Annotated in this window: 12 protein-coding genes; 9 read left to right on the top strand and 3 right to left on the bottom strand. The window is 66.8% G+C overall.

Annotated features, from left to right (window positions below):
• Positions 1–10 precede the first annotated feature (10 nt).
• Genes AB5I40_RS38235 through AB5I40_RS38265 form a run of 7 tightly spaced genes read left to right on the top strand, consistent with a single transcriptional unit; the run spans position 11 to position 6,583 of the window.
• Positions 11–1,012 (top strand): amidohydrolase family protein, encoded by a 1,002-nt coding sequence (locus AB5I40_RS38235; protein ID WP_370935027.1) that lies wholly within the window; start codon positions 11–13, stop codon positions 1,010–1,012.
• Positions 1,013–1,023: 11 nt separating this feature from the next.
• The gene (locus AB5I40_RS38240) at positions 1,024–2,040 is read left to right on the top strand and encodes a hypothetical protein (RefSeq protein WP_370935028.1); all 1,017 of its coding nucleotides are present in this window, start codon (positions 1,024–1,026) and stop codon (positions 2,038–2,040) included.
• Positions 2,041–2,042: 2 nt separating this feature from the next.
• Complete coding sequence (locus tag AB5I40_RS38245) at positions 2,043–2,711, top strand: RraA family protein (protein WP_370935029.1); 669 nt, start codon at positions 2,043–2,045, stop codon at positions 2,709–2,711.
• The gene (locus tag AB5I40_RS38250) at positions 2,711–3,358 is read left to right on the top strand and encodes an RraA family protein (protein WP_370935030.1); all 648 of its coding nucleotides are present in this window, start codon (positions 2,711–2,713) and stop codon (positions 3,356–3,358) included. Before AB5I40_RS38245 ends, AB5I40_RS38250 begins: the two co-directional genes overlap by 1 nt.
• Positions 3,355–3,993 (top strand): 4-carboxy-4-hydroxy-2-oxoadipate aldolase/oxaloacetate decarboxylase, encoded by a 639-nt coding sequence (locus AB5I40_RS38255; protein WP_370935031.1) that lies wholly within the window; start codon positions 3,355–3,357, stop codon positions 3,991–3,993. The genes AB5I40_RS38250 and AB5I40_RS38255 overlap by 4 nt, the downstream gene beginning before the upstream one ends.
• Before the next feature lie 5 nt (positions 3,994–3,998).
• The gene (locus AB5I40_RS38260) at positions 3,999–4,961 is read left to right on the top strand and encodes a flavin reductase (RefSeq protein WP_370935032.1); all 963 of its coding nucleotides are present in this window, start codon (positions 3,999–4,001) and stop codon (positions 4,959–4,961) included.
• A gap of 11 nt (positions 4,962–4,972) precedes the next feature.
• Positions 4,973–6,583, top strand: coding sequence for an FAD-dependent monooxygenase (locus tag AB5I40_RS38265; protein WP_370935033.1), 1,611 nt, complete (start codon positions 4,973–4,975; stop codon positions 6,581–6,583).
• Between the two features lie 60 nt (positions 6,584–6,643).
• Here AB5I40_RS38265 and AB5I40_RS38270 read toward each other — a convergent pair whose 3' ends face one another.
• Together AB5I40_RS38270 and AB5I40_RS38275 are read right to left on the bottom strand one after the other, a co-directional pair.
• Complete coding sequence (locus AB5I40_RS38270; protein WP_370935034.1) at positions 6,644–8,020, bottom strand: aldehyde dehydrogenase family protein; 1,377 nt, start codon at positions 8,018–8,020, stop codon at positions 6,644–6,646.
• 55 nt (positions 8,021–8,075) lie between these two features.
• On the bottom strand, positions 8,076–9,227 hold the full coding sequence (locus AB5I40_RS38275) for a PucR family transcriptional regulator (RefSeq protein ID WP_370935035.1): 1,152 nt from the start codon (positions 9,225–9,227) through the stop codon (positions 8,076–8,078).
• A gap of 74 nt (positions 9,228–9,301) precedes the next feature.
• On the opposite strand from AB5I40_RS38275, the gene AB5I40_RS38280 reads away from it, so the two are divergent.
• The gene (locus AB5I40_RS38280) at positions 9,302–10,912 is read left to right on the top strand and encodes a thiamine pyrophosphate-binding protein (RefSeq protein ID WP_370935036.1); all 1,611 of its coding nucleotides are present in this window, start codon (positions 9,302–9,304) and stop codon (positions 10,910–10,912) included.
• A gap of 452 nt (positions 10,913–11,364) precedes the next feature.
• On the opposite strand, the gene AB5I40_RS38285 is transcribed toward AB5I40_RS38280, so the two are convergent.
• Positions 11,365–12,576, bottom strand: a complete 1,212-nt coding sequence (locus tag AB5I40_RS38285; protein WP_370935037.1) for a M20 family metallopeptidase — start codon at positions 12,574–12,576, stop codon at positions 11,365–11,367.
• Between the two features lie 167 nt (positions 12,577–12,743).
• Here AB5I40_RS38285 and AB5I40_RS38290 point away from each other — a divergent pair, with 167 nt between their 5' ends.
• Complete coding sequence (locus tag AB5I40_RS38290) at positions 12,744–13,424, top strand: FadR/GntR family transcriptional regulator (protein WP_370935038.1); 681 nt, start codon at positions 12,744–12,746, stop codon at positions 13,422–13,424.
• Positions 13,425–13,438 lie beyond the last annotated feature (14 nt).

Consider the following 13,438-nt stretch of genomic DNA (forward strand, 5'->3'; position numbering starts at 1 on the left):
GGAGCATCCCGTGATCATCGACGTCCACGGCCACATGTCCGCGCCGGACGCCTACTACGCCTGGAAAGCCTCGCTGCTGTCGCACCGCGGCGCGCACGGCGGCAAACCGCCCGCCATCAGCGACGACGCGCTCGCCGCCGCGTATCACCACCCGCACCCGAGCTTCGGTGACATCTCGCATCTGGCGCATCTCGACGGTGCCGGGATCGACCTGCAGATGATCTCGCCGCGCCCGTTCCAGATGATGCACAGCGAACGGCCGGCCAAACTCGTGCAGTGGTTCACCGAGGAGACCAACAACCTCATCCACCGCGCGACCGAGCTGTTCCCCGGCCGGTTCAAGGGCGTCGCCGGACTCCCGCAGAGCCCGGACCTGACGCCCCGGGACTGGACCGCGGAGCTGCGCCGCACGGTGACCGAACTCGGCTTCGTCGGCGCGATGCTCAACACTGATCCGTACGAGGGCACGGAAACCCCGCTCGCGCTCGGCGATCGGTACTGGTACCCGGTGTACGAGGTGCTGTGCGAACTCGACGTGCCGGTGCTGCTGCACGCCGCAGGGTGCAAACCGCCCGCGCGCGAACCGTACAGCCTGCACTTCATCCAGGAAGAAACCATCGCGGTCTGGAGCCTCGTGAACTCCGCCGTGCTGAAGGACTTCCCGGATCTCAAGGTGATCGTCTCGCACGGCGGCGGCGCGATTCCGTACCAGGTGGGCCGTTTCCTGCCGTCGGTGGTGCGCACCGGAGTGTCCTATCTGGACAAGCTGCGTCGGCTGCACTTTGACTCTTGCCTGTACACCCAGGACAGCCTGGAGCTGCTGATGAAGGTCGTCGGCACTGATCGGGTGCTGTTCGGCTCGGAGAAGCCGGGCACCGGCTCGCAGATCGACCCGGACACGGGTCGCTGGTTCGACGACATCCACCTGCTCATCGACGACATCGCCTGGCTCGGCGAGAAGGAGCGCGCCGACGTCCTCGAGAACAACGCACGCGCGCTCTTCCAGCTCTGAGGGGGAAGGTCATGACCGAGATCGTCGCCGGGTTCGGCACCTCGCACGGACCGCAACTGAAGGCGCCACCGCCCCAGGCCTGGGATACCAGGGGTACAGCGGACCGCGCGAGCAAGGGACTGAAGTTCCGCGGCGAGACGTACAGCTACGAGGAACTGCGCGAGCTGCGGGAAGACTTCTCCGCGGAGATCACTCCTGAGGTGATGGCGCGTCGCTGGGAACGTTGTCAGCGGTCGATGGACCGGCTCGCGGACTTCATTCGCGCCCAGGACATCGACGTCCTCGTCATCGTTTCCAGCGACCACAAGGAAACCTACGGCGACGAATGGCTCGCTCCGTTCTCGGTGTTCTGGGGCGACGAGGTCGCGCACGTGCCGTTCACCCAGGCGCAGCTCGACGCGATGGCCCCGGGTTTGGCCGAGGCCGCGACCGGCGACGTCCCGGACCGCACGATCATGCGGCCGACCCACCGCGCGCTGGGCAAGCACATCATCCAGTCGACGCAGGCTGATGACTTCGACACCGGTGCGACCGAAGTGATTCCCGCTGGCCGGTACGAGAACCACACGATTCCGCACGGCTTCGGGTTCATCTACCAGCGGTTCCTCGGCCAAGAGTCGACGTTGCCGATGGTGCCGATCTTCATCAATACTTTCTGGGAGCCGAATCCGCCGGGAGCCAAGCGCTGCTACGAATTCGGGCGCGCGGTCGGCCGGGCGATCCGGTCGTTCCCCGGCGACCTGCGCGTCGGCGTGGTCGCTTCGGGCGGGCTCAGCCACTTCGTGATCGACGAAAAGCTGGACCAGGAGTTCATCCAGGCCCTGCGGGACCACGATGCCGACTACCTCTCGAACGTCCCGGCCGCCGAGATGCGGTCCGGTGCGTCGGAGCTGCGGAACTGGATCGCGGTCGCCGGAATCGCTGACGAAGCCGGTCTAGCGGTGACGAGCGTGGACTACGAGCCCTGCTATCGCACCGAGGCTGGCACCGGCAACGCGATGGGTTTCCTTACCTGGGAACGGAAGTGACCATGTCTCCCGAAGAGATCATCACCGCACTGCGCGGCCTCGACAGCTGCGCGGTTTCCGACGCGCTCGACACGCTGGGCCTGCCCGGCGCGGTCACGGCGCTGAAGCCGATGTGGCCTGCGGGTACCGTCCTGGCCGGTCGCGTGCGCACGGTCACCGCCGCGCCCAAAGCGACCGTCGGACCGGCGACGCATATCGCCACCCCGCTGGTCGCGATCACTGAGCCGGACGACGTCGTGGTGATCGACAACCATGGTCGCACGGACGTCTCCTGCTGGGGCGGTCTGCTCGCCGAGGCCGCGGTCCGGCGCGGCGTGGCCGGCGTGATCGTGGACGGTGCCTGCCGCGACGTCCAGGAGAGCGAGGCGCTGAAGCTCCCGGTGTTCGCTCGCACGGCCGTTCCGGTCAGTGCGCGGGGCCGCATCGTGCAGGCCGCGATGGACGAGCGCATCCAGATCGCTGGTATCTCAGTTGCTCCGCAAGACTTTGTGCTCGCGGACGTCAACGGAGTCGTCTTCGTCGCCGCAGCAGACGCCGAACGCGTCATCGAGCTCGCGCAGCGGATCGCCGAGCGCGAAGCCCGGATGGCGGAGGCCGTGCGGTCCGGCCGTGACGTGCAAGAAGTCATGCACGATTCCCAATTCCCCTCAGTCACCGTGGAGCAGCGCTGATGTCTCTCCTTGACCGGTTCGCCAGGCTCGGCACCGCGACGGTTTCCGACGCCCTCGACAAGCTCAAGCGTCCCGGCAGCCTGCTCGGGCTCGCCCCGCTGGCGGACGGACAGCGCATGGTCGGCCGCGCGTTCACCGTGCGGTATGTCAGCGCGCAGGTCCCGGCCGGCACAGTCGGCGATTTCATCGACCAGGTCGAGCCGGGCCAGGTGATCGTGCTCGACAACGACGGCCGCCTCGACTGCACGGTCTGGGGCGACATCCTGACCGCGGTAGCGCACCAACGTGGTATCTCAGGCACGGTCATTGAAGGTGTCTGCCGCGACACGCACCGCGCGCTGTCCATCGGCTACCCGATCTACAGCCGCGGTCGCTTCATGCGCACCGGCAAGGACCGGGTCGAGGTAGCCGAGGAACGCGGACCCGTGACCATCGGTGGCGTGACAGTCCGCCACGGGGACATCCTGCTGGGCGATTCGGACGGCGTCGTCGCGATCCCGCGTGACTGCGAGGACGACGTGCTGGAGGTCGCCGAGATGATCCAGGCGCGTGAGGAAGCGATCCTCGCCGCTGCCCTCGGCGGCGCGACGATCGCCGAGGCGCGTGCGAAGTACGGCTACCACGATCTGCAGCGGGCGGACGCATGAGCACGCTGGCCGAAGACACCAAGGAACTGCTGACGCTCGGCACGGCCACGCTGTACGAGGCGTCCGGTCTCGATTGCTTCCTGGACGCCGCGTTCCGGCCAGCCTGGGACGGCGCGCAGATCGTCGGCCGTGCGGTGCCGGTTTCCGCGCAGATTGGCGACAATCTCGCGCTGCACCACGGAATCGAGGCCGCTGGCCCCGGTGACGTGCTCGTGGTCGACGCCGGTGGCGCGCCGTTCGGGTATTGGGGCGAGGTGATGGCGGTCGCGGCGCAGGCACGCGGCATCTGCGGCCTGGTCATTGACGGCGGCGTCCGCGACACCCAGCAGCTCGCGTCGCTCGGGTTCCCGGCGTTCAGCACCGCGATCTCGATCCGCGGCACGATCAAGAACTGGCCGGGAACAGTGGGTCGCCCGATCACCTTGCGCGGCAGGGTGGTTCGGCGCGGTGACATCGTGGTGGCCGACCGGGACGGGATCGTCGTGCTCCCGGCGGACGAGTATGACCGGGTTTTGGCTGCGTCGCGGGCCCGCGCGGAGAAGGAAGAGTCCTATATGGACCGTCTTCGCTCCGGTGAGACCACTTTGGACGTTTACGACTTCCGCCATCTCGGCGTCCCGGACGGAGCGAGGTGACCACGATGACCTCCGACCAGCAACGGATCGACAGCTTCCGCCAGGCCGCCGGACGATTCGCTTCCGGCGTCACAGTGGTGACTACCGCACTCGACGGCCACCTTTACGGAATCACCGCGACCTCGTTCGTTTCCCTTTCGCTGAACCCGCTTTTGGTGACGGTGTCGATCAATTCGCACAGCCCGATCCTCGAAGAGATCCGGGCGAGCGGGGTCTTCGCGATCAACGTGCTCGGTCGCCATCAGCAGGACGTTTCCGCGTGCTTCGCTCGCCGTGGGCGCGGCCGGAGCAAAGAGCGGTTCGACGAGGTCGAGACGCACACCGAGGCTACCGGCGCACCGGTGGTCACCGGCGCGCTGAGCTGGTTCGACTGCACCGTGCACACGATGCTCGGCGGCGGCGACCACATCATCCTCGTCGGCGAAGTTGTTTCCGCAGGTGGCGGGACGGGGCAGCCGTTGCTGTACTGGTCCGGCGAATACCGTGAACTCAACACGGCGGAAGAAGCGGAGGCGGACATCGGCCGGATCGCCGATTCGCTTTCCATCCAGCTGCATTTGCACGGTATGCGAACGGACCAGCTCCTGGAAGCGCAGCACGCGGTCGAACCCGCCGCCGCTGCTCTCGCTGCTCGTGCCGCTGCGGACGACCAGGTCGCGCAACTGCGGGCGTTGGTCGAAGAATCGGAGAAACACGTCCACGACGCCAGCCGGTACAACCCGTTGTCGCTGGAATTCCACGCCCGGCTTGGGTTGCTCAGCGGAAATCCGGCGATCGCCGCGTCGGTCGGCGCGCTCAACCGGCCGCGGGAAAGCGTGTATGCCGTGCACACCAACGCTGAACGGGCTTCTCGGGCTGTCGATGCGCACCGTCGCATCCTTCAGGCCATTGAGGACCGTGACGAGGATGCTGCCCGCCGGTTGATGACCGAGCACCTTGGCGTCGTGGCGCAAGGAATGCCGTGCTGAACGGAGAAACGATGGACGCAGACGTCCTCATCGTCGGGGCCGGTCCGGTCGGCCTTGTCGCCGCACTCGACCTGAGCAGCCGTGGCGTGTCGGTGATCGTTGTCGAGGAACGGGAGTTTCTCGAACCGCCGAACGTCAAATGCAATCACGTCGCCTCGCGCACCATGGAGAGCTTTCGTCGGCTCGGCATCGCGGCCGAGGTGCGGGCGGCCGGTCTGCCACGCGATTATCCGCAGGACGTCGCGTTCCGGACCTCGCTGACCGGACGGGAATTGTCGCGCATCCCGATCCCGGCAAGCGGCGAGCGGTACACTTCGCGCGTCGGCCCCGACACGAGCTGGGCGACGCCGGAACCGCCACATCGGATCAACCAGACGTTCCTGGAACCGATCCTCGCCCGGAATGCCGCCGCCGCTCCCGGCGTGACGCTGCTCAACCGCACGCGATTCCATTCGGTCGAGCAGGACGCGTCGTCGGTCTCGGCAGTAGTGTCCGACGGATCCGGCGAACGGACTCTGCGCGCGCGGTTCTTCATCGGCGCGGACGGCGGCCGTTCGACGGTGCGCAAGCAGATCGGTGCCAAGCTCAGCGGTGATCCGGTGCTTCAGCACGTGCAGTCCACCTGCATCCGCGCGCCGAAGCTGTACTCGCTGATGTCCGCCGACGAACCGCGGGCGTGGGGCTATCACACGTTCAATGCTCGCCGCGTCGGCCACGTGTACGCGATCGACGGCAGCGAAACCTTCCTTGTGCACACCTACCTTTCCTCAGCGGAGGAGGTCGTCGACCGGGACGCGGCGATTCGCGCGATTCTGGGCGTGGACGAGACGTTCGAATACGACGTCGTGTCCAAAGAGGACTGGATCGCGCGCCGTCTGCTCGCCGACCGGTTCCGCGACCGGCGGGTGTTCCTCGCTGGAGACGCGTCGCATTTGTGGGTGCCGTTCGCCGGATTCGGGATGAACGCGGGCATCGCGGACGTGCTCAACCTGACCTGGCTGCTCGGCGCGCACCTCGGCGGCTGGGCCGAGGAAGGGATCCTGGACGCCTACGAAGCCGAACGACGGCCGATCACCGAACAGGTGTCGCACTTCGCGATGAACCACCAGCGGAAGCTTGCCCGGCCAGGGCTTCCCGCCGCCCTCGAAGACGACACCGCAGCCGGTGAAGCCGCACGTGCGGCTTTCGGTGCGGCGGTGCGGGAGTTGAACGAGCCGCAGTTCGCTGCCGCTGGTTTGAACTACGGCTACGCGTACCACGATTCACCGATCATCGCCTACGACGGCGACGAAGCCCCCGGCTACACGATGGGCAGCTACACACCGTCCACTGTGCCCGGTTGCCGTGCACCGCACTTCACGCTGGCGGACGGATCATCGCTGTACGACCATTTTTCCGCTGGCTACACGGCGATTGCAGCCTGCGGAGTTGATATCTCAGCGCTGACCGTTGAAGCGGCAGACCGAGGTATCCCCTTCGCTGTCGTCGAAGCCGACGAGCTGCCGGATGAATATCTTTGCCCGATCACGCTGGTGCGTCAGGACCAGACGGTGGTGTGGCGAGGTGCTCCGCCTGACCGGGCGGTCGCGGCCGAGTTGTGGGACAAGCTTCGCGGCGCTTGACCCTCCGGCCCACGGTGAAGGCCTCCTCGGGGAAATCCCTCGAGGAGGCCTTCACTGGTTCTATCGGCGGATGATTTTGCTGGCCGCCATGGCCTTCAGACCTTCCACGCCGAACTCCAGCCCGTACCCCGAGGACTTGGTCCCGCCAAAGGGAATCGCCGGATCGACGCCACCGTGCTGGTTGATCCACACGGTGCCCGCCTCCATCCGCTGCGCCACCGCGTCGACCTCGTCCGCGTCCGTGCCCCAGACCGAAGCACCCAGGCCCTGGTCAGTGCCGTTCGCCCGACGCACCGCATCGTCCACATCGGAGTACCGGATCACCGGCAGCACCGGTCCGAACTGCTCCTCGTCGACCACCGCGGCGCCGTCCTCGACGTCCGCGATGATCGTCGGACGGTAGAACAGCGGCCCCAGCTCCGGCGCAGGCAGTCCGCCGGTGACGATCCGGGCCCCGCGCGCTCGCGCCTCTTCCACCAGCCGGGAAACGATCTCGAACTGCGCGGGATTCTGCACCGGCCCGAGCCGGTTCGCCTTGTCCTGTCCTGGCCCCATCGGTGCCTTCTCGGCGCGTTCGGCCAGCGCGGAGACGACGTCGTCATAGATCGACTCGTGCACGTAAAGCCGTTTGAGCGCGGCGCACACCTGGCCCGTGTTCATGAAAGCCGCCCAGAACAGCTTGTCCGCGACGGCCTCCACGTCCGTGCCGGGAAGCACGATCGCGGCGTCGTTTCCGCCCAGCTCCAGGGTGAGCCGCGCGAGGTTGCCCGCCGAGCTTTCGACGATCCGGCGTCCGGTCGCGGTCGAGCCGGTGAACACGATCTTGGCGATCCGCGGGTGCGCGGCCAGCGCAGCACCGACTTCGCGATCCCCGGAGACCGCGGTCAGCACGTCCGCCGGAAGGTGGCGGCGGAAGATCTCCGCAAGGGCGAGGACGCTGAGCGGAGTGTTCTCGGAAGGCTTGAGCACCACTGTATTTCCCATGCGCAATGCCGGCGCGACGTGCCATACCGCGATCATCACCGGGAAGTTCCACGGGCCGATCGAGGCTACGACGCCAAGCGGGACATAGTGTTGCTCCGCTCCATCGGGCAGCTTCTGCGGTTCGAGCACAGTGTCCGCGGCGGACCGGAGCCAGTGCGCGGCACCGTGGGCCTCGCCAGCGCCGCCGGCTTTGCCTTGCTCGGCAGTGATGATCTCGCCGAGTTCTTCGGCGTGCGCGTCGATGTCGTCGGCGATGACGTGAAGGATTCGCGAACGTTCAGCGTGCCCCAGCGCGGCCCAGGCGGGCTGAGCCGTTGCGGCAGCCGCGATCGCGGCGTTCAGCTGGTCGACCGTGTGCACGGGTGCGTGGCCGACGACTTCCCGGGTCGCGGCGTCGAGGATCGGCCGCCCGCGGTCGTCGGCGACCGAGACGGTGGTCAGCAGTGCGTTCATGCGGGACCCTTCCGTAAAAGTTCACATTGAATATAGTCAATTGCGAGCGGTGGGGCTAGCGAAGACCGGCGAGCGTCGCGATCCGCAGGCCGGTATGGAGCTCCCGGCGCACTTTGCCGTCGGCGAGGTCGACGTCGGCGACCGCTCGCACGCGATCCAGCCGGTAGTAGAGGGTGCTGCGGTGGACGTGCAGGGTGAGCGCGGTGCGTTGGGCATCGCAACCGCAGTCGAGGTAGGTCTCCAGGGTCTGTGCGAGATCCGGTCCGGACTGCGCGTCGAGCAACCGTCGTACGGCATCGGGGAGATCTGCGGGAGCAAGGTCATCAAGGGGGAGTTGCAGCAGTAGCCGGTCCAATCCCAGTTCCGACCAGTGGGCCACGCAGCCGGTGTCGCCGCCGCGCAAGGCGATCCGGGCTTCCCGCAGCGATCGGTGCACGTCGGACAGCGGCGCGTGTGCTCCGCCGACTCCGGCGTGCAGGCCGGAAAAGGCAGGCTGGGCAAGGAGGGCGGACAGTCGCTCGGTGTCGATCTCGTACGGCACCAGCAAGATCGCTTCGCTGCCGAGCACCGCGCCGACGGCCTTAAGCGTCGGGAAGACCGGAATGCTCGACAACGCCCGGTCCAGCACGAGCCGAAGGGTCGCTGAGCTGGGCTCGGCCCGCGGCGGGGTCGCGATCGAGATGACCGTGTAGTGCGGGACGGGGGAGAGCAGGCCGCTCGCGAGCAGTTCGTCGGCGGCTCGGACGCGCTGGTCGTCGTTCCCTTCGAGCAACGCGGTGAGCAACCGTCGTGCGCGGTCCTCGTCCTCCCGGTTGCCCAGTGCCATGGCGGCCAGCAGCAAGCCGATCTGCGCGCGGCGGTCGCGCAACTCGTCGTCGTCCGCGTAGGCGGAGTCGTCGTCCTCGGGGATCGTCGAGGACAGGTAGCCGACGAGCCGTCCTTCGTGCCGGACGGGCGCGACCAGCCGGGACTGCCCGCCGTCGAGCGGCGGAATCCGGACCGGGTCCTGCGCTTGGCCGACCCGGTAGTCCCGGATGGACTCTCGGGCGCGCGAAGATCCTTTGTGGGACAGGATGATCGCCAGTCGGGCATGGTCGACGTCCTGGTCGTGCACGCTGAACGCGATGACCGTGAAGTCGACGTCGAACACGATGACCGGCCGGCCGAGCCGGTCCGCGTAGGCCTGCACCTGTCCTTCGAGAGTCATGCTCGCCTCTTCCGTTGCCAGCTGCCGGAGATTTGATCTATATTCATTATAGACATTTGACGAGAGGGATCCGCATGGCACAGATGACAGGCGGTGACGCGCTCGCCAGGGCGCTCATCAGCGAGGGCGTCGACACGGTCTTCGGCATTCCCGGAGTCCAGCTGGACGGGCTCACTGACGGCATGTACCGCAAGCGCGACGAGCTGGAGCTGGTCGTCCCGCGGCACGAGCAGGCGACCAGTTACATGGCGGACGGCTATTACCGGGCTTCCGGCCGTCCTGGGGTGGCGATGGTGGTGCCGGGGCCTGGTGTGCTGAACGCCGGAGCTGGGATGGCAACGGCGTATGCCTGTTCATCGCAGGTGATGTTGCTGGCGGGGACGATTCCTTCGCCGCTCGTCGGCGGCGGGCTCGGGGCGCTGCACGAGATTCCTCGGCAAACTGACACGGTTCAGGGGCTGACTAAGTGGTCTGCTCGGCCGAAGCGGGTTGAGGAGATTCCTGATCTCGTGCATGAGGGCTTCCGGCAGATGCGGACTGGGCGTCCGCGTCCGGTTGCGCTTGAGCTGGGGCCGGATTTGTTGCACGCGGTTGCGGATCTCAAGCCGGGGGAGCCGTTTGGGGTTCGGGAGCCGGAGGCGCCGGAGCGGGATGTTGTTGAGCTCGCGCGGTTGCTGGCGGCTTCCTCGCGGCCGGTGATCCATGCTGGTGGCGGGATGCGGGATCCGCGGGCGTTCAAGCTGTTGGCTCGGCTTGCCGAGTTGCTGGACGCGCCGGTGGTGATGAGCGAGAACGGGCGCGGGGCGATTGATGCCCGGGATCCGCATGCTCTGCCTGCTTTTGCTTTATGGGAGTTGCGGTCTACGGCGGATTTGGTGGTGTCGTTCGGGAGTCGGTTCCTGACGCCGTTTGGGCAGCAGTTGAATGTCGGGGATGCTCGGCTCGCGTTGGTCAATATCGATGCGGCTGACCTTCGTCCGCCTCGGCGGCCGGATCTTGCGGTTAATGCTGATGCTGTGGCGGTGTTGGCGGCGTTGGTTGAGCGGCTCTCGCCGCGGGCTACGTGGGGGACTGAGTTGGTTCGGCTTCGGGAGGATTGCGAAGTCCGGATTCGGAAGCAGGCTGGGCCGCAGATGGAGTTCGTGGACGCGATCCGTGCTGCGTTGCCTGAGGATGGGATTTACGTCAATGAGTTGACGCAGATTGGGTATGTGTCTACGTACGGGTTTCCTGTGCAGGCTCCGCGTTCCTACGTGTGGCCTGGGTATCAGGGGACGTTGGGGTATGCGATGCCTACTGCGCTTGGGGCTGCGGTGGGGTCGGGTGGGCGTCCTGTGGTCGCGGTTACCGGTGACGGGGGGATTGGCTGGTCTATGCAGGAGTTCGCTACGGCTAAGAAGTATGGGATTCCCCTGGTGACTGTGCTGTTCGAGGACTCGCGGTTTGGGAATGTGTGGCGGATTCAGCGGGATACTTATGGTGGTCGGTTCATTGGGTCGGATTTGACCAATCCCGATTTCGAGCTGCTTACTCGGGCATTTGGGTTGGATTTCGCGCTTGCTGAGGATGCTGCTGCGGTGGAGAAGCATGTTTCTGCGGCTATTGCGGCTCGGCGGCCTGCGGTGGTGAAGGTGCCGGTGGATGTGTTTCCTTCGCCTTGGCCGTTGATTCACGAGAAGCACTGAGCTGCTCGTCGCCTGGCGGCGACATCGCCCGTTGGTTGCGTGGGGCACCCCGAAGCGTGAGTGTGCTGACGGTCTGGGGGTGCTTGTCAAGGCGGGAAAGATGCCTTGACAAGCACCCCCAGACCGCAGGGACGCTTCATATCGGGGTGCGGGGGAGGGGCTGGGTGCCTCGAACCTTGGGTGCACCGGTGCGGTTTGGGTGGTGGCCGGGGCTAGCGCCCCAATGTGGCATTGGGTGCATCTGACGCACCGAACGCCGCATTGGGTGCATCTGACGCACCGAACGCCACTTTGGGTGCGCGGGACGCACCCAAAGTGGCGTTGGGGCGCATCGCGGCAGTGGCGAGCGAGTTGGTGGGTGGGGTGGGCTGTGAAGGGCTCCTTGAGGGAATCTGATTCCGTGAAGGAGCCCTTCAGGGACCGTCGAGGGTCTGAGGGGAACCCTGAGGGAATCAGATTCCCTGAGGGTTCCCCTCACGTACGGCGACGTGACTGAGGGCTAGGGCGGCCAACGCTGCGGCCTGGTCGCCGAGCACGCTGTCGTCGAAGACCGCGCGTGGGGAGTGATTCATCTCCGCCGCATCTGGGTCGATCCCGTCCGGTGTGGTGCCCAGGAAAATAAACGCGCCAGGGACTTCGTTCAATACTGCGGAAAAGCTCTCCGAAGCCATCACCGGGTGCTCCAGCGGGACAGCCCGTTCCGTGCCGAACAGATCACCGAGAACGGTCAACGCATGTGCCGCTGCCTTCGGGTCGTTCGTGGTTACGGGGTAGACCGACCGGAACTCCGTCTCCGCACGGCAGCCGAACGCCGACGCGATCCCGTCTGCCAGCGAGGGAAGCTCACGGGCCAGAATATCCACGCTCTCCGCGGAAAGCGCGCGGATCGTTGCGCCGAGGGTCGCCTCGTCGGGGATGGCGTTGATGATCTCGCTCGCCTGCATTTTGGTCACCGACAGCACAACCGGGTCGAACACTGGAAACCGCCGGGTGACATAGGTGTGCAGGGCCGAAATGATCTGCGCCGCGGCCGGAACCGGGTCCACTGCCTGATGGGGACGCGAACCGTGTCCGCTTCGGCCGAGGACGCGCACGGTCAGGCTGCTGGCCCCGGCCATGACCGAGCCGGGGCGGGTCGTGAATACGCCAGACTGGCCGGGCAGGACGTGAATGCCGTAAGCAGCTTCGACGTCTGAAAGCACGCCCTCCTCGATCAGCCGTTGTGCGCCGCCGCCTGCTTCCTCGCCTGGTTCGAACATGAAGACCACCGAGCCGGCGATCTCGTCTCGGCGGGCGCTCAGGAGCTTTGCCGCGCCGACGAGCGCGGCGGTGTGCAGGTCGTGTCCGCAGGCGTGCATCAATCCGGGAGTCTGCGAGGAGAACGGCAGTCCGGTCTCCTCCGAAACGCGCAGCGCGTCCATGTCCGCGCGCAATAGGATCGACGGTCCGGGCCGCGTGCCGCGCAGTACTGCGACGATTGACGTGAAATCGTGCGGGCCGGGCGTTACTTCCAGGTCGAGCGGGGCCATCGCCGTCAGGACCGCTCGCTGGGTGCGGGGGAGGGCGAACCCGGCTTCGGGGTGGGCGTGCAGGGTGCGGCGGAGTTCGATCAGGTCGGACTGGAGGGCGGCGGAAGCGGCGAGGATCGAGGCGGAAACCGGCATGAGGCTCCTTAGAGGCAACGGTGCGTGCCGCGCTGGTGACGCCAGCGTCTAATGTCTACAATCAATATAGACGATGCCGGGTGTTCCAGGTTCCGGTGCGCCTCTAATCTGTCACTACGCGTGACCCGCGTCGGCGACGTCACCGGACCGAGAACTTCGGAGGACCCTTGCCGCAGATCACGAACACCGCTGCTGCTGTCCAGGTCGCTCGCGCGCTCGAGGACGAGATCGTCTCGGAGGGCTGGAGCGCCGGGCACTTCGTCGGCCGCCGTCAGGAGTTGATGGCGCGCTTCGGGGTTGCGCCGGCGACGCTGAGCGAGGCGATCCAGCTGCTGCGCGCTCGCGGCATCGTCGACGCGAAGCCTGGGCCGGGCGGCGGGATCTTCGTTGCGACGCGTTCGCCGTTCACGCATCTGAGCGATCAGCTGCTGCAGTTGCGCGAGGGCAAGGCGACGGTGGAGAACTGCCTGCGCGTCCTGGACTCGCTCGACGGTTCGGTGCTGCACGACGCGGTCGAGAACGCGAGCGACGAGGACATCGCTGATATCTCAGCGTGTGCCGAGACGTTGAAGGCGGCCTGGGATTCCGCGGAGGCGCCGACCGCGATCTGGGCGCTGCACGCGCGGATCGCGCAGGTGTCGCCGAACGAGCTTTTGCGCAGTCTGTATACGAATCTGGTCGATTACATCATCGCGGCGCGGCTCGAGGGCGTCACGGCGCCGACCACGCAGGAGCGGTTGCGCACGCACCTCGACTTCGCGGAGGCGGTCGTGCGGCGCGACCACAAGCTGGCGGAGTCGGCGATTTCGCGGCATCGGCGTCCCGCGGTGGCAGCCCGGCCTTCCTGATCTTCGCACGCCGG

This window comes from Amycolatopsis sp. cg13, from assembly GCF_041346965.1.
GTDB lineage: Bacteria > Actinomycetota > Actinomycetes > Mycobacteriales > Pseudonocardiaceae > Amycolatopsis.